This window comes from Thalassospira lucentensis (assembly GCF_001613805.1).
In the GTDB taxonomy this organism is placed as follows: Bacteria; Pseudomonadota; Alphaproteobacteria; order Rhodospirillales; family Thalassospiraceae; genus Thalassospira; species Thalassospira lucentensis_A.
Map to the genome: position 1 here is coordinate 509285 of NZ_LPVY01000005.1, position 23497 is coordinate 532781.

The window sequence follows — 23497 nt, forward strand, 5'->3', positions numbered from 1 at the left end:
TGTTACCCGTGACTTGTTTCTGTGCTTTTTGTTTGATTACCAAAGGAGATTATCCATAGCACGACCACGTAAACCGATGCAGCCGACCAAGGACGGTCCGCGCGTCAATGAGGATATCAAAGCTCGTGCCATCTGTGTTGTCGACGCTGAAGGCAACATGTCTGATCCGATGACGGTTCGTGAAGGCATTGAAATGGCGATGGAAGCTGGACTCGACCTTGTCGAAGTCGCTCCGAATGCCGAGCCTCCCGTCTGTAAGCTGATCGACTACGGCAAGTTCAAGTACGAACAAAGCAAGAAACAGAACGAAGCCAAAAAGAAACAGAAGGTTATCGAGGTCAAGGAAATCAAGCTCCGGCCGAACATCGATACCCATGATTACAATGTGAAGCTCCGTGCGGCACAGAAGTTTCTTGGCGGCGGAGACAAGGTGAAAGTCACGTTGCGTTTCCGCGGACGTGAAATGGCTCACCAGGACCTTGGTCTTGGCATGCTGCAGCGTTTTTCGGGGGATCTTGAAGATCTTGCCAAAACCGAACAGATGCCGAAGATGGAAGGTCGCATAATGATTATGGTGCTGGCGCCGCGTTAATCCGCGGCGTTTTGCCTTTCCAAGCAAGAGGGAATGCCATGGCAGCCGGGAATGATCTTCTGATCGTTGGAGTCGATGACGACCCCAAAAGTCTCGTGCTTCTAAAGCGGATCGTCGAAAGCGGCGGTTACAGTTTTGTTGGCGTTTCCTCTGGCAAGGAACTTCTTGAAACTCTGAAAACCAGAAAGCCCCGGATTATCCTGATGGATATCATGATGCCGGGTATGAATGGTTTTGAGGCCTCAATCCGGGTTCGGACCCGTTTCCCCGATCTTGCCTGTGCCATCATCTATGTGACGGCCCGTCAGGGGGAAGAGGACCTGCGGGGCGGTGTTGCCGCCGGCGGTAATGACTTTGTCCTCAAACCGATCAATCGTGAAAAGCTGCTAAGCCGAATCGAAAAGTGGATCGGCCGGGTTCATACCATCAAAACAGCGATTTAAGATTTTGATCGCGGGTCACGGATGGCCCGGTTTTCTCGTTGTCCTCGTGATGTAATGGTCGATGACGCCACCTTCTGGCAGTCTTGGCGGATCAGAAGGTGTTGTGCCGGTTTTGGCATGCTCCTGACCGATGTTTCGTGATGATCGGCGAGAAGCCTAAAAATCCAAGAGAACCGTCGCGAAAAGGTCCTTGAAAAAGGAAGGGGTGGAGTCTATAACCACCCGTCCCCAAAACAGGTGGTGAGGCTGGAAAGATCATTTGATCTTTCAGGGCATGCCCAGCCGCCGTGGGGAATTTCGTGTTTCATTGCTTATGCAAGGATAGAAAAATGCCCAAGATGAAGACCAAAGCGAGCGCTAAAAAACGCTTTAGCCTGACCGCAAAGGGTAAAGTTCGTCGCAATGTCGCTAACAAGCGTCACCTGTTGACTGCGAAACCCACCAAGATGAAGCGCCAGGCACGTGGCACGGAGATTCTCTGTGACGCAGATGCCCGCATCGTCAAAAAATTCCTGCCGTACGGTTAAGGCTAAGGAGAGTTAAATGGCTCGTGTAAAAGGGGGCGTGTCTTCTCACGCCCGTCACCGCAAGGTTATCAAGGCTGCCAAAGGTTACCGCGGTCGCCGTAAGAATGCTTACCGCACTGCAGTGCAGGCCGTTGAAAAAGGTCTGCAGTATGCATATCGCGATCGTCGCGTTAAGAAACGCCAGTTCCGCAGCCTGTGGATTCAGCGTATCAACGCCGGTGCTCGTGAAAACGGTCTGAGCTACTCGCAGTTCATGAACGGCCTCAAGAAGGCTGGCGTTGAACTGGACCGCAAAGTGCTTGCCGACATCGCTGTGCGCGAACCGGAAGCTTTCAAAGCTCTGGTTACCCAGGCGCAGGCTGCACTCGGCTAATAAACCTTTTGTAAAAAGGTTTAATCGGCACTTGCCTGATTTGATCGGGGGCGGCCATATTGGCCGTCCCCTTTCTTTTGTTTATCCCAATTCACTTTAAGCAAAGCGTCGGAAGTTATGGAAAACATCGAAGCATTGCGCGAAGAGGTTCTGGCCGAAGTCGAAAAAGCAGCCGATTTACAGGCTCTTGAAGATGTTCGTATCAGCGCTCTTGGCAAAAAGGGCCGTATTACCGGCCTGATGAAAAACCTTGGTCAGATGGACCCGGATCAGCGCCGTGAATTCGGTCAGACGCTGAACGCTGTCAAAGATCAGGTTGCCGAGGCGATCGACACCCGCAAATCCGGCCTTGAAGATGCAGCATTGAATGCGCGTCTGATTGGCGAGCGGATCGATGTGACCCTGCCCGCGCGCATGGACGAAACTGCTGGTCGCATCCATCCGATCAGCCAGACGATGGACGAAATCATTTCGATCTTTGGCGAGATGGGCTTTGCTCTTGCCGAAGGTCCGGATGTCGAAGACGATTTCCATAACTTTACCGCCCTGAACATTCCGCCGGAACATCCGGCGCGTGAAATGCAGGACACTTTCTATCTGCCTGAGCAGGAAGACGGTTCGCGCCTTGTGCTGCGGACCCATACCTCGCCGGTGCAGATCAGAACCATGCAGTCGAAAACCCCGCCGATCCGCATCATCGCGCCGGGTCGTACCTATCGTTCCGATAGCGATATGACCCATACGCCGATGTTCCATCAGGTCGAGGGACTGGTGATCGACAAGAAAACCCATATGGGGCACCTGAAAGGGTGTCTGCTGGAGTTTGTTAAAACCTATTTCGAACTGGACGAAGTTCCGGTTCGCTACCGTCCAAGCTTCTTCCCCTTTACCGAGCCGAGTGCCGAAATGGATATTGGCTGTTCGCGCAAGGGTGGGGAGCTCAAGATTGGTGAAGGCGACGACTGGCTGGAGATTCTGGGCTGCGGTATGGTTCACCCGCGCGTTCTGGCGGCTTGTGGACTTGATCCGAATGAATATCAGGGCTTTGCCTTTGGCATGGGGATCGAGCGTATCGCGATGCTGAAATACGGCATTCCCGATCTTCGCACCTTCTTCGATACCGATCTGCGCTGGCTGAAACACTATGGTTTCGTGCCGCTGGATGTACCGAATATGGTGAGAGGCTAAGACCATGAAATTCACACTCGACTGGCTGAAACAGCATCTTGAAACCGATGCTTCGATCGACGTGATTGCCGAAAAGCTCACCGATGTCGGACTGGAGATAGAAGGTGTCACGGATCGTGCGGCGGCGCTTAGGGATATCCGGGTCGCCTATATCGAAGAAGCGGGCCAGCATCCGGATGCGGATCGTCTGAAACTCTGCCGGGTCAATACCGGTGAAAAGATCATTCAGGTTGTCTGTGGTGCCCCCAATGCCCGAACCGGCATCAAGGTTGCGCTGGCACAACCGGGCGCGATTATTCCGATTGACGGCTCGAAACTGAAACCGGGCAAAATCCGTGGCGTCGAAAGCCAGGGCATGATGTGCTCGACCCGTGAACTTTGCCTTGGCGAAGATCATGACGGCATTATTGAACTGCCCGAAGATGCCCCGATTGGTGCCCAGGTGGCATCAGTGCTGGGAGCGGATGATCCGATCATTGAAATCGGTCTGACCCCGAACCGGCCGGATTGCACCGGTGTTCGCGGGATTGCGCGCGACCTGGCGGCGGCTGGCATTGGCACGCTAAAGGACGACCCGCGCCAGCAGGCGGTTGCGGGCACGTTTGACAGCCCCGTCGGTGTTTCGATTTCGGCCAATATTGCGCAGAATGCGGCGGTTCCGGCGTTCTATGGTCGTTATATCCGCGGTGTTAAAAACGGCGAAAGCCCGGCGTGGCTGAAGGCCCGTCTCGAAGCCATCGGGCTGCGTCCGATTTCGGCACTTGTTGATATTACAAACCTTGTAACGCACGATCTTGCGCGTCCGTTGCACGTGTTTGATGCTGACAAGCTGTCGGGTGACATCAATGTCCGCTATGCCACCAGTGGCGAGAAGATTGCGGCACTTGATAACAAGGAATACACGCTTTCCGACAGCATGGTCGTGATCGCCGATCAGGCAAAAGCACTTGGCCTTGGCGGTATCATCGGTGGCGAAGAAACCGGTTGTGTCGATGAAACGGTCAATGTCTTTGTTGAATGCGCCCTGTTCGATCCGATCAGTGTTGCAAAGACCGGCCGCAAACTGCAGATCAATTCCGATGCCCGTTACCGGTTCGAGCGCGGTGTCGACCCGCAGTCGATTTCCTGGGGTATAGAGGTTGCGACACGTCTGATTACCGAGATTTGCGGTGGTGAAGTTTCCCATGTCGTGAAGGCGGGCGAGGTCCCTAATCCGCGCAACAGCTTCGATCTTCGTATTGATCGCATTCGGGAGCTGGGCGGTGTTTCGGTTGACGCCGATCAGGCGATTGCGATTCTGAAATCGCTTGGTTTTGAGGTCAGCGGGGCCGCGCCTGTTATCACGGCGGTTGCACCAACCTGGCGTCCGGATGTCATCGGCGAAGCCGATCTGGTCGAGGAAGTTTTGCGCATTGTCGGATATGACAAAATTCCGACGGTGCCGCTGGAACGTGAAACCAGCCTGCCGGTTCCGGCCCTTAGCCCGTTCCAGAAGCGGGTTGGTCTGACCCGTCGGATACTGGCTTCGCGCGGGATGTTTGAAACCGTTACCTGGTCCTTCACCGACTCGCGATGGGCAAAACTGTTTACCGATCTGAAGCCGGGCCTGTTCCTTGCCAATCCGATCAGTTCGGATCTGGATGTGATGCGTCCGAACGTCCTTATAAATCTGATCGCGGCAGTTGGTCGTAACCAGTCGCGCGGTTTCGCCGATCTGGCGTTGTTTGAGGCCGGGCCAGAATTCTTTGGCGATCAGCCGGGGGATCAGCGTCTGGTAGCTGCCGGTTTGCGATCAGGGGCAACCACCCCGCGCAGTTGGACCGGTTCGCGCCGTGATGTCGATCTGTTTGATGTTAAGGCAGACGCAGAAGCGCTGCTTGAAGCGCTTGGTACGGCATCAGCCAACGTGCAGGTCAATGCCGAAGGGGCACCATCATGGTATCATCCTGGTCGTTCGGCGGCATTGCAGCTGGGCCCGAAAAATGTCCTTGGCTATTTTGGCGAACTGCACCCGAAAGTGTTGAAAGAACTGGGTGTTAAGGGGCGCGTTGTTGCCTTTGAACTGTTTGTTGAAAATGTACCGATGCCCAAGAAAAAGGGAACGGGACGGCCTTTGCTGAATGCATCAAGCTTCCAGTCGGTTGAACGCGACTTTGCCTTCCTTCTGGATGCAAATGTTCAGTCCGAGGCCATCGTCAAGGCAGCCCGCAGTGTCGACCGGAACCTGATTTCGGATGTTACGATCTTTGACCTTTATGCAGGCAAAGGTATCGAGGATGGCAAGAAATCGGTTGCTTTCTCGATCACCCTGCAGCCGACCAAGGCAACCCTGACCGAAGAGGAAATCGACGGGGTTTGCAAGAAGGTTGTTGCCGCTGTCGAAAAGGCAACAGGCGGTTCCCTGCGCGCCTGATGTGCAGTTGAAAGATTATATGAAAAACGGGCTGTCCATTGGATGGCCCGTTTTTTGTGGCAGGGGTGCGAAAAGTGGTTCTTATCCGCCGGGACGTTTGCGCAGGATGGCAAATTCATCTTCATCAAGGTCGATGGCAATCATGTCCGGACCATTGGTGTATATGCGCCATTCCATATCGGTATCATCGCATTCGATGTTGAGCTGATCGACCAGGTTATTCCACGTGCAGCTTTCGCGGTCATCATCGGCGTCAAGTCGACCGGTTCCGTTATCAGAAAGATGCATCACCAGAAGTTCTTCGTCCTCGTCAACGGAATAAACGGCATAAGTTTCGTTAGCGAAACGATAATTGATTTCCGTGCCATTGAGCTGACGCCATCCCCGCGGCAAAGGCGCATCAACATCCCGCTCGGCGAACATATAGGCCAGTTTCTGCATGTGATTGTCGGGCATGGTTCTCATGTCGGAACCGCAGGCAGCCAGCAAAAGGGCTCCGCTTAGTGCGATGGCGATCCGGAAATTAATATCGGTCATATGATGCTCCGTAACGGTCGATGGGCATTCAAGCGGGCAGCTTTTACCGGCCCCGTCCTTCTCCGGATTTTCCAAGCAAGATGCTTGCCATCGGTAATTTTGCGGCAGGCGTTCAGTAGTTCTAGGGCGTTCCCCGCAACGTGAAAATGAACGTTGCCCCGGGATCGGTTATGGGGCGGGAGGTATCAAGCCATATCCTGCCGCCATGCTGTTCGGCAATTTTGCGGCATAAAGAAAGGCCAAGGCCGGTCCCGCTGAATTCATCTTTATGCAGGCGCTGAAACAGGCGGAAAATACGTTGGGCATGTTCCGGATGAATGCCAATTCCGTTGTCGCGAACTGAGAAACGCCAAAATCCTGCGGTTTCCGGATCGGGTATGACGCGGATATCAATATGAGGTGGCACACCGGGACGACGGTATTTGATGGCATTCGACAGCAGGTTCTGAAACAGACGGGACAGACTGATGCGGTCACCGTTGATTACAGGCAGGTCATTATGGGTGATGGTGGCCTGTTCCTGAACAATAATGGCTTTGAGATCGGCCTGGGCTTCATTCAGCACCTGATTGCAGTCGATTTGGGTCATTTCATCGTCGCTGCTACCAGTCTTGGCATATTCCAGCAAATGACTGATCAGTTTATGCATGCGTTTTGCGCCATCGACTGCATAGTCGATATATTCGTCGGCCTCCTGGTCGAGGGACCCGCCATAACGACGTTTCAGAAGCTGGGTATAGCTTGCAACCATGCGTAATGGCTGTTGCAAGTCATGGGATGCGACATAGGCGAACTGTTCAAGATCTTCATTGGTGCGTTTGAGCTGATCGAGGGTATCGCGCAGCTTGTTCGCATTTTCGACAAACTGGGTTACATCCCGTGCACTGCTGAAGGTCATGCCTTCAAACGGTCCGATACCGTGCCAGGCAAGCCAGCGATTTTCTCCACGCTGATCGAGGATACGAAAAACCAGTTCGCTCTCCTGAAACTCGCCAGATGCCTGATCCATGAAACTTGCGCGAACCATTTCCCTGTCTTCCGGAAGAAAAAGGGCTTCGAATGGTTTTCCAATCAAATCATAAACCTGCTTGCCAGCGAGTTCGGCCAGTGCCGGGCTCAGGCCGCGCAGAATACCATTCGTATCCAGGGCAATAGAAGGTTCCGGCGTATGATGCAGGTAGGTTTCGAACGGATGGCAAAGTTCCTGCTGTGGTGCGGTTTCCAACAACAGGACAGTGACGGTTTCAGCCTCTTCTTCAGCCCGGTGTTGGGCCATCAGATAGAAACGCTGCATCTGGTCGGCAGATGTACGCAAATCCACCATGGTGCCGATACGTTTGTCCTGCCACCGATTTTCGATCAGGGGTGCGCGCAATTGTGCCCGTGATGCGTCGCTAAGCTGCGAAAGGAATGCCTCGGCGGTTGGCTTGATGTCGGCAAAGGCAAGTCCGAGTATTTCCGGCCAGTTAAGCCGGGACGTAAGAGTTCCCGCCGGATCCTTTGTCGACCAGCTTAAAATTGCACAGCCACAATCAGACAGGGTGTTTTCTGAATCGTTGAAATGTTCGGCCAGATCGGCAGCGCGCAAATGCTGTCGTTTCAGACGCTGCCAAAGCCAGACAGAAAGTCCCGCCATAATCAGCAGAACGATCAGAAACAACGATGCGTGAAGCATGATCGCTTCGCGCCAGTTGCCCAATAAAATGTGCCGGGGAATGTAGGTGACAACGATGCGGTCAAACTGTGGCAGGATACTATATGCCAGCAGCATTACGGTATTGCCATGCATGCATAACAAACTGCCGCGAGAGGCTTTTTGTTTGTCTATTTCATCAAAAAGATCATCAACCAAATGAGGCGGAATGGTGCCATTGATCTGATTGCGTTCATTATCCAGAACGCCAACGGAAAGATCGGGATTTTCATCAGTGACGCGTTGCAGGTCGATTGTGCTGTTTTGCGCAAGCACGGCACTCAGATGATAGGTGACCGCCATCATTTGTGCACGCGCCTGATCAATCGCGCTGTCGTAAAGCGTTTTCTGGATGAAGAAGAAGGAAAACAGCAGGATCACCATGCCGGTAATCGTAAGGGCTGCAAGACGCTTTCGCAGTTTGCTTAATCCGCGTCTGGACAATGACGGCTCGATGGATGTCAGAAACATTTTCTTTGTTGCACCCTTGCCTGATCATGCCCAACTGCCCCGTCATCAAAGCCTATGTTTTTTTGGTTCGGTTGAAAAGCATTCAACCGGTAATAATGCGTCTGTTCTCATATAAAAAAACGCGCGATGACAGCAACTTGCCCTTGCTCGGGGCCTGTTGCGGTCATCAGGAAGGGACGATCATGCAAATCCGGGGTAGGCTGAAGGCGAATTCGCAGAACCGAATTCAAACACAGTGCTTCTAATTGCAGTTAAAAACCCCTATAAACCCGCTGTTGGCGATTGGTTTTTATCGCCAGGACGGCCAAGACGATCCGAGATTGCCGGTATCGCCCGCTTGTATCGCGGCAGAACAGCTTTTGCTGCCGCGCCTCTCCCAGATGTCGCTGCCCCGATCGGGTGGGCTGACCGGGAAGATGCAAACGGCGTGACACCGGCTTTGTGATAAATGATCGATGTTGAACGCGATCGTGTTTTGGCAATAACCGAACCGAATTTTTGACATAACCATCGTCCAGTGCCAGAAGCAGCCATATGACCGATCTTAAGAACATTCGAAACTTTTCGATTATCGCGCATATCGACCACGGTAAATCGACCCTGGCCGACCGTCTGATCCAGCTTACCGGCGGTCTCACCGATCGCGAGATGTCCGAACAGGTCCTCGACTCGATGGATATCGAACGCGAACGCGGGATCACCATCAAGTCGCAGGCGGTGCGTCTGAAATACACGGCCAAGGACGGTCAGGAATATACCCTGAACCTGATGGATACGCCGGGCCATGTGGACTTCGCCTATGAAGTGTCGCGTTCGCTTGCCGCATGCGAGGGATCGCTTCTGGTGGTTGATGCCGCTCAGGGTGTCGAGGCGCAGACGCTGGCCAACGTTTATCAGGCGATTGATAACAACCACGAAATCGTGCCTGTCCTGAACAAGGTTGATCTGCCTGCCGCAGAACCGGACCGCGTCAAGGAACAGATCGAAGAAGTGATTGGCATTGACGCCAGTGATGCGCTGATGATTTCGGCCAAAACCGGACTGGGCGTGCCCGATGTGCTCGAAGCATTGGTGCATCGTCTTCCGGCACCTACGGGCGATCCGGCGGCACCGCTTGAAGTTCTTCTGGTCGATAGCTGGTATGACTCCTATCTGGGTGTCATGATTCTGGTGCGTGTCAAAGAAGGCACGCTGAAAAAAGGCCAGAAAATCCGCTTCATGAACGCCAAGGTCACCCATACGGTTGATCGCGTCGGCGTGTTTACGCCCAAGCCGCTTGCGCTTGATGAAATGGGGCCGGGTGAAGTCGGCTTTATCAATTGCGGTATGAAAACCGTTGCCGAATGCGAAGTCGGTGACACGATTACCGAAGAAAAACGCCCCTGCGCAAAACCTCTTGCCGGGTTCAAGCCGTCCATTCCGGTGGTGTTCTGTGGCATTTTCCCGGTTGATACCAGCGAATATGATGTCCTGCGCGATGCGCTTGAAAAGCTGCACCTTAACGATGCATCCTTCCAGTTCGAGCCGGAAAACTCGACCGCACTTGGTCTTGGTTTCCGCTGTGGCTTCCTGGGGCTTTTGCATCTTGAAATCATTCAGGAACGTCTTGAACGCGAGTTCGAACTGGACCTGATCACCACGGCGCCATCGGTTTCCTATAAAATCTCGATGACCAAAGGCGAAGATATTCTGCTGCACAACCCGGCGGATTTCCCCGATGTCACCAAGATCAAGGCCATTGAAGAACCCTGGATCAAGGCATCCATCATGGTGCCGGACGAATATCTTGGCGGCATTCTGACGCTTTGCACCGAACGTCGCGGCATTCAGCAGGACCTGACCTATGTCGGGAACCGGGCGATGGCGGTTTACAAGCTGCCGCTGAACGAGGTGGTGTTTGATTTCTATGACCGTCTGAAATCGATTTCGCGTGGCTATGCCAGCTTTGATTACGAACTGGCCGGCTATGACGAAAGCGATCTGGTCAAGGTATCCATTCTGGTCAACGAAGAGCCGGTCGATGCGCTTGCATTGATGGTTCACCGTTCTGCTGCCGAACATCGTGGCCGCGAGATTTGCAAACGTCTTAAGGACCTTATCCCGCGCCAGATGTTCAAGGTTGCCATTCAGGCCGCCATCGGCGGCAAGGTGATCGCGCGTGAAACGGTTTCTGCGATGCGTAAGGACGTGACGGCCAAATGTTATGGCGGTGACGTTTCGCGTAAACGCAAACTTCTCGATAAGCAGAAGGCCGGTAAGAAAAAGATGCGCCAGTTCGGCAAGGTGGAAATTCCGCAGTCGGCCTTTATCAACGCTCTTAAGATGAGCGACGATAAATAGAGCGAAATTACGGTATCGAAACAAAGGCTGCATCCCATTGTGGATGCAGCCTTTTTCTTTGAGGGCTTTCGGCAATTCGTGCCATGCGCTATGGATAGGTCCTCATACCGTTTTGTTGCAGGAGCCCGCCATGGATCTTGAAATTCTTCAACGCCAGGAAGCCATCCTTGTCTTTGATCGCTTTGACGAGGAAACAGCGTGGGAAATCGGATCGGCCCTTGTGGCGGTTGCACGGGCACAGAATGCCCCGGTTGTCGTCGACATCCGGACTTCGGATCGCACCCTGTTCCACGCGGCCCTTCTGGGGGCGAATCCTGCCAACGATTCCTGGGCGCTTCGCAAAAGCAATCTGACACTTCGCGAACATCAATCATCAATGCAGTTTGGCATGGCGTTGAAAGCCAAGGGCAAGACACTTGCCGATCACGGGATTGATTTTGCCGATTATGCCGACCACGGCGGCAGTTTTCCGGTTCGCGTCAAAGGCGTTGGTGTGATCGCGGCAATCACCGTATCCGGCCTTGCCTCGCACGAGGATCACGGCATGATCGTTGGCGTTCTGGAAGATTTTCTTGGGGTTTCTGTCTGATCAGATTTGTCCGAGGCATATTGTCGTTATTGATTGTTGGTGTCTGGTAACGCGGAATCCTTGGGGCATGCCTCGGCCCATTTGAGCAATGCATCAAGTGCCGGGCAAAGTGATTGCCCCCACTCACTCATGCGATACTCTACCTTGGGCGGAACCACCGGATAAACCTTGCGTTCGATTATACCATCGGCTTCAAGCTGGCGAAGCTGCTGGGCAAGCATCTTCTGCGAAATGCCGGGGATCAGCTTTTCCAGATCTGAATAGCGTTGGACCTTGCCACCGAACAGATGGAAAAGAATAATCAGTTTCCATCGGCCTTCGAGCATCTTGAAGATTGTTTCGACATCTGATGCCGCGGTGACCGGGGTGTAGGTTTTTGCCATGCTTGGAACCTGTTAGTTACTTACTTTAAAGTACGTACTTCCCAAGATGTAAGTTTGTTTGAAAAATACCTGTCTGACAAGCAAGCAGACAGGAACAAACGAAATGATCAAACTCCCCGAACCGATCACCGCATATTTTGATCCCGCCAATAGCGTTGAGCAGAAGGCGGCGGCTTTCAATGAAACTGCAATTGTCGAAGACGAAAACCAACGCCATCAGGGACGACCTGAAATTGGGAAGTGGATGGCGGACGTCAAAGCAAAATACAACTTTGTGGCCGAGCCGATTGACGTTGTTCATGCAGATGAAAAATTTGCCGTGAAAGCCAAGGTCAGAGGTGACTTTCCCAACAGTCCGATTGAGCTTGATTACCGGTTCGAACTTGCGAATGGCGGGATTGAAAAGCTTCTGATCGGTTAGGCGACCGCGACTTCTTGCACAACTTTCCAAGTAAAATGAGCGACCATAAAATGTTTCAGCTTCCAGATCCTGCGCAGGAATTTGCGCAGAAACGCATAGTTGTGACCGGCGGCACCAAAGGTACAGGAAAGGCCGTTTTTGAGCGCATGATGGCCGGTGGGGGAACCTTGATCACGGCAGCCCGCGGCGAGAAGCCCGATGATATCGCCAGCGACTGCTATGTGCAGGCTGACCTTTCGACCACGGCCGGCGTCGAAAAACTCGCCGCAGCCGCACGCGAACGCATGGGAGGGGTTGATATCCTGATCCACGTTCTGGGTGGGTCATCAAACCCGTCCGGTGGCTTTGCCGTGATCGACGATGCCGGTTGGGAAAAGGAACTGAACCTTAACCTGATGTCGGCTGTGCGACTTGATCGCTGTCTGGTGCCCGAAATGATCGCGCGTGGCAGCGGTATTGTTGTGCATACATCGTCAATTCAGCGCCGTTTGCCGCTATTTGACGCAACAACGGCCTATGCCGCAGCAAAGGCAGCACTTACGACTTACAGCAAGGTTCTTTCGAAGGAAGTTGGTCCCAAGGGCGTGCGGGTTAATGCTGTTGCGCCGGGGTGGATTTATACCGATGCATCAAAGGCGATGGTCGAACGGATTGCAGAAGGCGGCGGTATCAGCGAGGAAGCCGCGCGCCAAAGCATCCTTGACGCATTGGGAGGCATTCCATTAGGGCGTCCGGCACAGCCGGAGGAAGTGGCAGAATTGATTGCCTTTCTGGCATCAGATCGGGCGTCATCAATTCATGGAGCCGAATACACCATTGATGGCGGCACGGTGCCGACGGTCTAGGAAAAGTACAATGCTGCCCGGTCAGCTGGATTGATCGACATGTTCGATATCGGGATCAATTCCGGCAAAACTGGGCAGGGCTGTGCTCATCCATAGATGCTTTTTGGCTTTGAAAGGCGTCGGGTCGTCGAAGCTGCCAAGCCTGAAATCGAGGAAGTCAGGATAGTCGCCGTGCCGCCAGGTAAGGCTTGATCCGCATTTCGGACAAAAGCCGCGAAACCGGTTGGGCGAACTTTCAAACTCGGCCGGTTTGCCATCCCATTTCAGGGTTGCGGTCGCAAAGGTAACAAAGGTTGAGACGCCTGATCCACTATCCTTGCGGCACATGCCGCAATGGCAGTGATTGCCGCCCGTTGGCTCGCCCGAAACAGAAAAGCGCACCGCACCGCACAGACAGCCGCCAGTATGAAGATCGGTGGTTGTGGTGGTGGGCATGGTGCGCTTTTCCTTTTTGATCAGGGCTTATTCCGCCGGAACGCCCGTCGTGGTGGAATATTCGAAATGGAATTCCTTGTCCGGGAACAGGTAGCTGCGCGCGGAATGGATGGCGCTTGCCCCCTCGGCAAAGCCTGAGAGGATCAGTTTCAGTTTGTGGTCATAGGTCGCGATATCGCCAATCGCGAAGATGCCCGGAACCGAAGTTGCCATGGTGGCCTGCGTGACACCAATATGGTTGCGATCAAGGTTAAGGCCCCAATCGGCAATCGGGCCAAGTTCCATGGCAAGGCCAAAGAACGGCAACAGGTGATCTGCTTCCAGTGCAAGTTCCTCGCCCTTAAGCGTCGCAACGACGACATGGGAAAGCTTTCCATTGTCACCCTTCAGGCTCTTGAGCTGATAGGGGATGACCATCTCGATCTTTCCGGCTTCGGCCAGGGCCTGCAATTTGGCACTGCTGTCCGGGGCGGCACGGAATTTCGGGCGACGATGAACGACCATGACCTTTTCGGCAATGTCATGAAGCGACAAAGCCCAATCCACAGCCGAATCACCACCACCGGCAATGACGACCTTTTTCCCGGCAAAATCGGCACGGCGTTTGACGTAATACTGAACGCCGCCGCTGCCTTCGTAATCTTCAAGGCCTTCCATCGGGGGCTTGTTCGGGCCAAAGGCACCGCAACCGGCCGCAATCACAACCGCACCCGCATCAATGATGGTGCCGACCGAGGTTTCCAGCGTGAAACGGCCATCGTCACGTTTTTCAAGCTTTGTGACCTGCTGACCGAGATGATAGGTCGGCTCGAACGGGGCGGCCTGTTTGGCAAGCTGATCAATCAGGTCCTGACCGGCGATCTGGGGGTGGGCCGGAATATCGAAAATCGGCTTTTCCGGATAAAGCGCGCTGCATTGTCCGCCAACCATATCAAGCGCGTCGATGACATGAGTTTTAAGCCCGAGCATTCCGGCTTCGAAAACGGCGAAAAGACCGACAGGGCCGGCGCCAATTATGGCAATATCGGTGCTGTGCGACGCGTCTGACATGTTCATTCCATCCAAATAACATCAGGTCGATAAAAGCGACGGTAATTCTTTATCCAATCTATACATGTGCGAGATAGCATTTGGGACCCTTTATCGCAACGTAAACCGCCCTTTCTTGCAGGTTGTCCGGCAAACTGCTGCCTGCGTTATCCGATGCATGTAAAATCATTGCGAAGGGTGGGTCCATCACCCTACAACTAGGATCACAACACAATTATTCGACGGATATCATGAGCAAGACAGTCACTGTCAGTGATCAGAAAGGTACCGAAACCCTTGCCGGACAGCTTGCCGCCCTGGCAAAAGCCGGTGACGTGATCCTGATGCACGGGACGTTGGGGATGGGGAAAAGCGCGTTTTGCCGCGCCTATATCCGCGCGCTTGCCGGTAATCCGCATGAAGAAGTCCCAAGCCCGACCTTCACGCTGGTTCAGGTTTATGAACTTGATCCGGTCCCGGTCTGGCATTTCGATCTTTACCGGCTTTCCGATCCCGAAGAAGTCCACGAACTGGATATCGAGGACGCCTTTGCCGATGGTGTTAGTCTGATTGAATGGCCTGACCGGTTGGAATACCTGACACCGCAAGACCGGCTTGATATTTATATCGAACCCGGATCAAATCCAGATGCGCGCGTTTTTCAACTGGTCCCGCATGGCGAGGATTGGGAAAAACGGATAACAAATCTGCCCGGGGTCGCATCATGACCGTGATTAGACGTCAGGATGTCATCGACAGATTTCTGCGCGAAAATGGCTGGGCTGATATTGAACCCGTCGCATTGGTTGATGATGCATCGGCGCGAAAATATTACCGTCTGGATAATGGGCGACAGACCGCCCTTCTGATGGATTTTCCGCCTGACGCGATCAGTGTCGACCCGCACGGTATTCATGAAAACCCCGAACGTCCGGCTTCGGTCACGCCGGTTATTGCAACGACATCACTGCTGTCGCAAGCCGGTTGGCGTATCCCCGCGATATATGCAAGCGATGTTGCGCTTGGCCTTGTCCTGATCGAGGATTTTGGCGATCTGACCTTTACCCGTGCGCTTGATCTGAGCGGGGCCTCCAAACCGGCACTTTATCTGCGTGCGGTGGATCAGCTCATCACCTTGCACCAGTATTGTGATACCCGGTTTGAAAGTGCTGATTCCGGGCTGGTCCGATACGCACCAGACAATTTCAAGCGCATGCTGCAAAGCTTCAAGACCGATTATCTGCCGCTGATCGTGACGGATGTCGCAAAGCGCAGCCGGGCCATCGTCGAATTTGATGCGATGCTTGAGGCCGTGTTGCCGAACTGCTGGAGATCTGGCGAGGTGATCATTCACCGCGATTATCACGTTGATAATCTGATGCTGGTTGAAAATGACGAGGGCGGCGAGGATTGCGGCATCATTGATTTTCAGGACGCGGCAATCGCCCCGCGGCCCTATGATCTGGTGTCGCTTTTGCGCGATGTGCGTCATGATATCGGCGTCGAACTTGAAAACAGCCTGAAAGACCGATATTGCGCCGCCTTTGAAAAACTTGATCGTTCCGATTTCGAAATGTCTTATGCTGCCTGCAATATGGTAAGGAATTTCAGGATACTGGGCCGGTTCGGCTGGCTCGCGATCAAGGCAGACAAACGACGGTATTTCGATTTCATCCCGCGTTGCTGGGAATTGATCCTGCGCGATGCAGACCGCAATCTGCCTGAATTGGCGGCATGGATTGCACATCATATCCCGGTTGAGGCACGAATTGCCCCGTCACTTTTAAGCCGACAGCAATCGTCCGAACAAGGGGCATCCTGATGAGTGACAAGAACGCAAAGGCGCAAGCAATGGTCCTGGCTGCCGGGCTTGGCAAACGCATGCGTCCGATCACCGATCACATGCCAAAGCCGCTGGTGCCGGTTGCAGGCAAGCCGATGCTTGATCACGTACTTGATAAGCTGGCCTTGGCGGGCTTTGATCAGGCTGTGGTCAACAACCATTATCTGGGGCAGATGATTGTCGACCACGTCGCCACCCGGACCCTGCCGCGGGTGCTTTGCTCGCCCGAGGAAGATTTGCTTGAAACAGGCGGCGGGGTGAAAAAGGCCCTGCCGATGCTTGATGATCAGGCCGTGCTGGTTGCCAATGCGGATGTCTTCTGGACCGAGGGGGCGGAGCCGCTTTTTGACCGCCTGACAGAGGCATTCGATCCCGATCATATGGACGCGTTGCTTGCGATCTATCCGGTCGAAGGGGCGTTTGGTTATGACGGTGCTGGTGATTTCTTCTGGCAGGTCGATGGCCGGTTGAAGCGTCGCGGCGATGCCGTGTCTGCCCCGTATTTCTTTACCGGTGTTCAGATCCTGTCGCCGCGATTGTTTGAAAATACCCCTGATGGCGCGTTTTCATCAAATCTGGTTTACGACAAGGCATTGGCATCGGGGCGCTGCTTTGGTCTGGTTCATGACGGGGATTATTTCCATATCGGCACGCCAGAAGCATTGGCCGATGCCGAAATCGTCATCGCGGACGCTTTGGCGCATGAAAGTGCAGCCAGAACCGCAAAAGCCGCCAAAGCCGGGGGCGGCTGATGGCGGATCTGTTCGATTATATGGACGCCGCCGATACCTTTGCCGCACCTGCGGCACAGCCGGAAAACCTGTTTTATATCCCGCCGGGTGCTGCCTTTGCCGATCTGATTGCAAAACAGCTGATTGCCGAAACGGCCAGCCAGCCCGTTGCCTTGTCCGACTATGTTCTGATGGTACCCAATCGCCGGTCGGCCAAGGTGATGCGCGATGCGTTTCTGCGTCAATCAAATGGCGCGGTGACGATGCTGCCAACCATCCGCGCGTTGGGCGAGGCGGACGAGGACGAACTGGCAATCTATGGTGCCGGTGGGGAACAGGCAGCCCTTGATCTGCCGCCATCCATTCCGGATCTGCAACGGAAATTGCTGTTAACCCGCCTGATCATGAACCGGCCCGATCACAAGGGTGATAAACCAACTGCTGATCAGGCCGCCCGCCTTGCGGGCGAACTGGCGCGGTTTCTTGATCAGGTGCAGACCGAAAACTGCAAATTTGATGATCTTAAGGGGCTGGTGCCTGCCGAATTTGCCGAACATTGGCAATTGACGCTGGAATTCCTGCAAATCCTCACCTTGCACTGGCCCGCCATTCTCGAAACCTATCAGGTCAGTGACCGGGCCATGCGCCGCAATGCCCTGATTGCCGCCCAGATCACGCTTTGGCGCGAAAACCCGCCCGCGACACCAATTATTGTCGCAGGCTCAACCGGCCCGTTTCCGGCATTACGCGATCTGATGAGCGCGGTTTTGAACATGCCGCATGGTCGTGTGGTCCTGCCGGGTCTGATGACGGGGCTGGCACGCGATGACTGGCAGGCGATTGGCGAGGACGCCACCCACCCGCAACATCTTTTGGGCACGACATTGCGTCATATCGGACGTGATCCGGCGACGGTTCTGCTTTGGCCATCGGTGCCTGCGGCGAACCCTGGGCAGGAAGAACGTCGGCGTTTGGCCCGCGAAGCCCTGCGCCCGGCGCAAACCACCGATCAGTGGCGCCATGTTGGCAATTTCGCATCCGATGTGCTTGACGGCGTGCTGCGTATCGATTGTTCCGGTGCCCGCGAGGAGGCCGCCACCATTGCCCTTCTGATGCGTGACGCGCTTGAAGTGCCGGGCAAGACATGCGCACTGGTCACACCGGATCGGGGGCTGGCAAGGCGCGTGGCAACCGAACTTCGCCGCTGGGAGGTCGAGGTTGATGACTCTGCCGGTATCCCGTTGCACGACACTGCACCAGCCATTTATCTGCGCCTTGTCGTGCGCGCCGTGCAGGAACAGTTTGCCCCGGTGCCCTTGCTAGAGCTTCTGAAACATCCGCTAAGCGCAGCAGGACTGCCGCCCGAACAGTTCCGTGTCCTGACCCGGCAGATGGAACAGTATGTTTTGCGTGGCGCACGCCCCGGTCCGGGGCTGGACGGTTTGCAGGTGGCACTGGATGGCTGGCGTGACGAGACGATTGATCGTATCACCGCGTCTGGTGCGGATAATGCGGCCCCGCGGATTGAACGCATCCGTGATGACCATGCACGGCTTTCCGACCTGATCGCGCGGTTTGAAACCTGTTTGGCACCGTTGCTTGATCTGATGGATGAAAAATCGATCTCGCCGGTTGGTGCCTTGCGCTGTCATATTCAGACTGCCGAAGCCTTGGCGGCAAGCGATGTGCAGGACGGGGCGGAGCGTCTATGGCGCGGCGAAGCGGGCGAGGCCCTTGCCGATTTTGTCCATGAACTGCTTCAGGCATTAACCGATTTCGTCCCCATGCCGGGTATCCGGTATGCGGCCTTTCTGGATGCCTTGATGGCAGAGCGTGCCGTGCGTCCGAAGTTTGGCAAACATCCGCGCCTGTTTATCTGGGGCACGGTCGAAGCCCAGATGCAGCAGGCCGATCTGACCATTCTGGGTGGATTGAACGAAGGTGTCTGGCCCCCCGAAGCCGGTGCCGATCCATGGATGAGCCGCCCGATGCGGCGCAATTTCGGCTTGCCAGCGCCAGAACATCGCGTTGGCCAGTCGGCCCATGATTTTCAGCAGCTATTTTGCGCACCAGACGTTGTGATGACCCGTGCACTCCGCATTGAAGGCACGCCAACCGTGCCGTCCCGCTGGTTGTTACGGATTGAAAACATTCTTCGGAAGTCGGGCGTTTCAATGGAAAAGCCCGATGCCCATGCGTGGCGTGCGATGGCCGATCTGCTCGATGAGCCGCGCGATGACATGCGCCGCAAAATTGGCCGTCCGGCCCCGACACCACCGGTTTCCGCCCGGCCGCAGCGGCTGTCTGTTACCCAGATTGAAACATGGATGCGTGATCCGTATGCGATCTATGCCCGGCATATCCTTGGTTTGCGCAAACTCGATGGCGTGGACGAGGATCCCGGTGCGGCGGATTACGGCAATCTGATTCATGATGCCCTTGATCAGTTTATTTCGAAATATCCCGATCACCTGCCGCCTGACGGCGAACATCAATTGATCATGATCGGGCGCGAGGTGTTCAAACCACTTGCTGCCCGTCCTGGGCTCTGGGCGTTCTGGTGGCCACGGTTCGAACGGATCGCCCGCTGGTTCATCCAGACGGAGGCCGCACGCCGTGATCATGTGCGCAAATCCTATACCGAACAATCCGGGACGCTTGAAACCGCGACAGGGTTCGAAGTCTATGCCCGTGCGGACCGGATCGATATGCTGCGCGATGGCGGGATCGCGATCATTGACTACAAAACCGGGATGCCGCCCAGCCAAACCGATGTTGCCAGTGGTTTCGCACCGCAATTGCCGCTTGAAGCCGCCATTGCGCAGGATGGCGGATTTAAGGATGTCCCGGCCGGTCCACCGGCTTCGATGGCGTTCTGGAAACTTTCCGGCGGTGATCCGGCGGGTGAAATTCGCGAGATCGATACCAAACGCATGAAAACCACGCCGGCGGAACTGGCGCGTGATGCAGTGGCCGGGGTGAATGTGTTGGCCAAGGCCTTCGCAGATGAAAAAACGCCTTATCTCAGTGTGCCGCACCCGGATCATGCGCCAAAATATTCCGATTACGTCCATCTGGCGCGCCTGCGCGAATGGATGGGCAGCGAGGATGTCGAGGCGACGGACGGTAACGAGAACAAGGGTGGTGACGCATGACCGAAATTCGCGGCACCGATCCCAATATCCTGCAACGCAATGCGTCCGACCCGATGGCGTCGGTCTGGGTGTCGGCATCGGCCGGTGCGGGCAAGACAAAGGTTCTGTCGGACCGGGTTTTGCGCCTGATGCTGTCGGGGACTGAACCCCATCGCATCCTGTGTCTGACCTTTACCAAGGCCGCCGCGGCGGAAATGGCCAACCGTGTCAATGAACGGCTGGGTCATTGGGCAACCATGGAAGATCGTGAACTTCATGACGATCTTTTCAATCTGGCTGGCACCGCGCCAAGTGGCGATGAAACGCGTCGCGCGCGCCGCCTGTTTGCATCGGTCCTTGATGCGCCGGGCGGGATGAAAATCCAGACGATCCATGCTTTTTGTCAGTCATTATTGCGCCGCTTCCCGCTTGAGGCCGGTCTGGCACCGCATTTTGAAATCATGGATGACCGGACTGCGGCCGAAACCATGGCCGATGTGCAGGAAGAAGTACTGGCCTTTGCCCGAAATGGCCGGGACGACGATCTTGCGGATGCCCTGTCGGTCGTGACCGGACAGGTCCGCGAAGGTGCCTTTGGCGAAGTCATGGGGGAACTGGCGCGTGAACGTGGCCGTTTGAAACGCATGCTGGCCCATCATGGTGGTGCCAACCGGATGCGCGATGCGGTTTATGCCGCCCTTGGTGTTCCGGTCGGACAGGACGAAGACGCGGTATTGCGCAAGGCCCTGTCTGATGATGCGTTTGACCGCGACGGCCTTATGCGCGGGTTGGCCGCGTTGGAGGCCGGGACCAAAACAGATCAGGACCGCGTTCCGGCACTGGCGCAATTCCTTGAAAAAACCGGTATCGAGGATCGGCTGGCGGTATTTTCCGATTATCGCGGTGTCTTCTTTACCGCGGCGGGCGAACCACGCGCCAAGCTGATCACGAAAAAGGCCGCCGAAAATCACCCGATGGGGGCCGATGCGCTGGAAGCCGAATGTGCGCGCCTGATCGAGGTCGACCGTTTGCGCAAGGCCGCAGCCCTGGCCGGGGCGACGGCGGCCCTGATCAGCATCGGAAATGCGATGCTGGATCGCTATGCCGCCAAAAAGGCCCTGCATGCCCGTCTTGATTATGACGACCTGATCCTGACAAGCCTGCGGTTGTTGCAACAGCAGGCCGGGATTGCCGGGTGGGTTTTGTTCAAACTCGACGAAGGGCTTGATCATATCCTGATTGACGAGGCACAGGACACCAACCCCGAACAATGGGAAGTGGTGCGCATTCTGGCCGAGGAATTCTTTGCCGGTGCCGGGCAGCATGATGAAAAGCCACGGACAATCTTTGCCGTTGGGGATGCGAAACAATCTATTTACAGCTTCCAGCGCGCAGATCCCGAAAAATTCACCCAGATGCGGGCCTATTTCCGTGAACGGGCACGTGAAATCCAAGCCGAGTGGCGCGAAGTCCCGATGAACATATCCTTCCGTTCGACCGATGCGGTTTTGGGCACGGTGGACCGGGTTTTTGCCGGGATGATCGCAAAGCAGGGTGTCGGCGACGACGGTGCTGATGTCAGCCATAGTCCGTTCCGCGTCGGGCAGGCCGGGCGGATTGAATTATGGCCTGCGGTCGAACCGCAGGAACGTGACGCCGAAGACCCATGGACGCCACCAACCCGCATCGTGCGCCTTGAAGATCCGGAAATCAGGCTGGCGCGGGTCATTGCCGGGCGTATCCGCCACGCCATCGATACGGGCGAGAAACTGATATCGCGTGATCGTCCGGTACGGGCAGGTGATTTCATGATCCTGGTGCGGCGTCGTACCGCCTTTGTCGATGAAGTCGTCAAGGCGTTAAAGGAACGAAACGTTCCTGTCGCTGGTGTTGACCGCATGCAGATCACTGATCAGCTTGCGGTGATGGACCTGATCGCCTTTGGCCGGTTCCTGTTGATGCCCGAAGACGACCTGACATTGGCAGAGGTGCTCAAAAGTCCGCTGATCGGGTTTGACGATGATCAGCTATTTGCAATCGCCCATAACCGTCCGCGCACCCTTTGGCTTGCCTTGCGCGAAAAGGCGGGCAGTGATGATGCTGATCCGGCTTTCCTTTCGGCCTATCAATTCCTGTCGAAATGGCTGGGGCGGGTTGATTACGAACGTCCGTTTGAACTGTTTGCCGAACTTCTGGGCGGGCGCGGTGATGATGCGCGCGGGGTGCGCGCACGTCTGGTCGGGCGGCTCGGGATCGAAGCAAACGACCCGATTGACGAATTCCTTAACCTCGCGATGGGATACGAAGGCGATCACGCCCCGACCTTGCAGGGGTTCCTTCACTGGTTGATGGCAGGGGATGCCGAAATCAAGCGTGACCTTGAACAAAGCGGGCGTGACGAGGTCCGGATCATGACGGTGCATGGGGCCAAGGGCTTGCAGGCGCCCATCGTATTCCTGCCCGATACCATGCAGGTACCGACACAGGCGCCCAACCTGTTCTGGCAGGAAGATCGCGACCTGATGTATTGGCTGCCGCGTGTGGCATTGGAAACCGATGTGGTGTCGCGTCTGCGTGATGGTATCGCGATCAAGCGTGATCAGGAATATAACCGCCTGCTGTATGTGGCGCTGACGCGCGCCGAAGACCGGCTTTATATCTGCGGCTGGCAGGGCAAGCGCAAGGCACCCGATCATTGCTGGTACAATCTGTGTCAGCAGGCTATGGAGGGCTATGCCCGGTCCGAGCCGTTTGATTTTTCCGATTTTTCCGGGTCCGGCTGGGCCGGTGATGGCTGGGTATGGGAAACCGATCAGCGCGAAGCACCCCGGGCTGACAAGGTCGAAACGGCAAGCGGTGCGACAGATTTGCCCAAACGGGCCCTGATTCGCGATATCGCCCCGATCGAGGCCTTCCCGCCTAGGCCACTGGCACCCAGCCGCCCGCTGGAAGAAGAGCCGTCTGTGCAATCGCCATTGGGCGGGGATCAGGGCCAAAGCTTCAAACGCGGGCTTTTGATTCACAAGCTGCTTGAATTGTTGCCTGACCTGCCTGAAGCCAAAAGGCGGCCGGCCGCCCAACGATTCCTTGCCCAGCCGGTTCATGCGCTTGATGCAGACCAGCAGCGCGAAATCACCAATGAAACAATCGCGATTTTTGAGAATCCCGAATTCGCACCTGTTTTTGATGCCGGGTCAAAGGCCGAGGTGCCGCTGGTCGGGATCGTCGGCGGGGACGTCGTTTCCGCCCAGATCGACCGTCTGGTCGTGCGTGAGAACGAGGTCATGATCGTTGATTTTAAAACAAATCGTCCGCCTCCGCGCGATGTCGATGGCATACCACGTGCCTATCGTCGGCAGATGTCGATTTACCGGGCCGCATTAAGCCAGATGTATCCGGACAAACGCATTCGCTGTTTCATCCTTTGGACCAACGGACCATGGATGGTAGAGCTGCCCGAACACATCATGAGACTGTAACGCGCTTGACGTTTGCGTCAGTGCTGCCTAC

General features: G+C 55.3%; 20 protein-coding genes. 15 read left to right on the forward strand and 5 right to left on the reverse strand.

Features of this window, described 5'->3' with window-relative positions:
• Positions 1-76: 76 nt before the first annotated feature.
• The 6 genes from infC to pheT all read left to right on the forward strand — a co-directional run bounded on the left by infC (position 77) and on the right by pheT (position 5536).
• Positions 77-592, forward strand: a complete 516-nt coding sequence (infC, locus tag AUP42_RS07660) for a translation initiation factor IF-3 (protein WP_062950436.1) — start codon at positions 77-79, stop codon at positions 590-592.
• A 38-nt stretch (positions 593-630) separates the two neighbouring features.
• Positions 631-1035 (forward strand): response regulator, encoded by a 405-nt coding sequence (locus tag AUP42_RS07665; RefSeq protein WP_062950438.1) that lies wholly within the window; start codon positions 631-633, stop codon positions 1033-1035.
• Between the two features lie 329 nt (positions 1036-1364).
• A complete protein-coding gene (gene rpmI, locus AUP42_RS07670) occupies positions 1365-1562 on the forward strand; it encodes a 50S ribosomal protein L35 (RefSeq protein WP_007088699.1) in 198 nt (65 codons plus the stop codon).
• Positions 1563-1578: 16 nt separating this feature from the next.
• Complete coding sequence (gene rplT / locus AUP42_RS07675) at positions 1579-1935, forward strand: 50S ribosomal protein L20 (RefSeq protein ID WP_062950441.1); 357 nt, start codon at positions 1579-1581, stop codon at positions 1933-1935.
• Positions 1936-2052: 117 nt separating this feature from the next.
• On the forward strand, positions 2053-3123 hold the full coding sequence (gene pheS, locus AUP42_RS07680; protein WP_062950443.1) for a phenylalanine--tRNA ligase subunit alpha: 1071 nt from the start codon (positions 2053-2055) through the stop codon (positions 3121-3123).
• A gap of 4 nt (positions 3124-3127) precedes the next feature.
• On the forward strand, positions 3128-5536 hold the full coding sequence (gene pheT, locus AUP42_RS07685; RefSeq protein ID WP_062950444.1) for a phenylalanine--tRNA ligase subunit beta: 2409 nt from the start codon (positions 3128-3130) through the stop codon (positions 5534-5536).
• Positions 5537-5617: 81 nt separating this feature from the next.
• Here pheT and AUP42_RS07690 read toward each other — a convergent pair whose 3' ends face one another.
• Entirely contained in the window at positions 5618-6073 is a 456-nt protein-coding gene (locus AUP42_RS07690) for a hypothetical protein (RefSeq protein ID WP_062950445.1), read from the reverse strand.
• Between the two features lie 121 nt (positions 6074-6194).
• On the reverse strand, positions 6195-8237 hold the full coding sequence (locus tag AUP42_RS07695; protein WP_062950447.1) for a sensor histidine kinase: 2043 nt from the start codon (positions 8235-8237) through the stop codon (positions 6195-6197).
• A gap of 534 nt (positions 8238-8771) precedes the next feature.
• Here AUP42_RS07695 and lepA point away from each other — a divergent pair.
• Together lepA and AUP42_RS07705 are read left to right on the forward strand one after the other, a co-directional pair.
• Positions 8772-10577: a translation elongation factor 4 gene (gene lepA, locus AUP42_RS07700; RefSeq protein WP_007088706.1), complete on the forward strand. Its 1806-nt coding sequence runs from the start codon at positions 8772-8774 to the stop codon at positions 10575-10577.
• Between the two features lie 130 nt (positions 10578-10707).
• Positions 10708-11166 (forward strand): heme-degrading domain-containing protein, encoded by a 459-nt coding sequence (locus AUP42_RS07705; RefSeq protein WP_062950448.1) that lies wholly within the window; start codon positions 10708-10710, stop codon positions 11164-11166.
• Positions 11167-11192: 26 nt separating this feature from the next.
• On the opposite strand, the gene AUP42_RS07710 is transcribed toward AUP42_RS07705, so the two are convergent.
• A complete protein-coding gene (locus tag AUP42_RS07710) occupies positions 11193-11549 on the reverse strand; it encodes a winged helix-turn-helix transcriptional regulator (RefSeq protein ID WP_062950450.1) in 357 nt (118 codons plus the stop codon).
• Positions 11550-11652: 103 nt separating this feature from the next.
• Between AUP42_RS07710 and AUP42_RS07715 the strand changes: the two genes are divergently transcribed.
• Positions 11653-11970: a hypothetical protein gene (locus AUP42_RS07715; RefSeq protein ID WP_062950452.1), complete on the forward strand. Its 318-nt coding sequence runs from the start codon at positions 11653-11655 to the stop codon at positions 11968-11970.
• Positions 11971-12020: 50 nt separating this feature from the next.
• Positions 12021-12815 (forward strand): SDR family oxidoreductase, encoded by a 795-nt coding sequence (locus tag AUP42_RS07720; protein ID WP_082824704.1) that lies wholly within the window; start codon positions 12021-12023, stop codon positions 12813-12815.
• Positions 12816-12836: 21 nt separating this feature from the next.
• Here AUP42_RS07720 and AUP42_RS07725 read toward each other — a convergent pair whose 3' ends face one another.
• Together AUP42_RS07725 and AUP42_RS07730 are read right to left on the reverse strand one after the other, a co-directional pair.
• Positions 12837-13250, reverse strand: coding sequence for a GFA family protein (locus tag AUP42_RS07725; RefSeq protein WP_062950460.1), 414 nt, complete (start codon positions 13248-13250; stop codon positions 12837-12839).
• A 27-nt stretch (positions 13251-13277) separates the two neighbouring features.
• Complete coding sequence (locus AUP42_RS07730; protein ID WP_181850494.1) at positions 13278-14300, reverse strand: NAD(P)/FAD-dependent oxidoreductase; 1023 nt, start codon at positions 14298-14300, stop codon at positions 13278-13280.
• A 230-nt stretch (positions 14301-14530) separates the two neighbouring features.
• Here AUP42_RS07730 and tsaE point away from each other — a divergent pair, with 230 nt between their 5' ends.
• The 5 genes from tsaE to addA are packed head-to-tail and all read left to right on the forward strand — an operon-like array spanning position 14531 to position 23466.
• Complete coding sequence (gene tsaE, locus AUP42_RS07735) at positions 14531-15007, forward strand: tRNA (adenosine(37)-N6)-threonylcarbamoyltransferase complex ATPase subunit type 1 TsaE (protein WP_062950464.1); 477 nt, start codon at positions 14531-14533, stop codon at positions 15005-15007.
• A complete protein-coding gene (locus tag AUP42_RS07740) occupies positions 15004-16101 on the forward strand; it encodes an aminoglycoside phosphotransferase family protein (RefSeq protein WP_062950466.1) in 1098 nt (365 codons plus the stop codon). The genes tsaE and AUP42_RS07740 overlap by 4 nt, the downstream gene beginning before the upstream one ends.
• On the forward strand, positions 16101-16874 hold the full coding sequence (locus AUP42_RS07745; protein WP_062950468.1) for a nucleotidyltransferase family protein: 774 nt from the start codon (positions 16101-16103) through the stop codon (positions 16872-16874). The genes AUP42_RS07740 and AUP42_RS07745 overlap by 1 nt, the downstream gene beginning before the upstream one ends.
• Positions 16874-20008 carry a double-strand break repair protein AddB gene (gene addB / locus AUP42_RS07750; RefSeq protein ID WP_062950471.1) on the forward strand — a complete coding sequence of 1045 codons (3135 nt, stop codon included), beginning with the start codon at positions 16874-16876 and terminating at the stop codon, positions 20006-20008. Before AUP42_RS07745 ends, addB begins: the two co-directional genes overlap by 1 nt.
• On the forward strand, positions 20005-23466 hold the full coding sequence (gene addA, locus AUP42_RS07755) for a double-strand break repair helicase AddA (RefSeq protein ID WP_062950474.1): 3462 nt from the start codon (positions 20005-20007) through the stop codon (positions 23464-23466). The genes addB and addA overlap by 4 nt, the downstream gene beginning before the upstream one ends.
• The last annotated feature ends 31 nt before the right edge of the window (positions 23467-23497 follow it).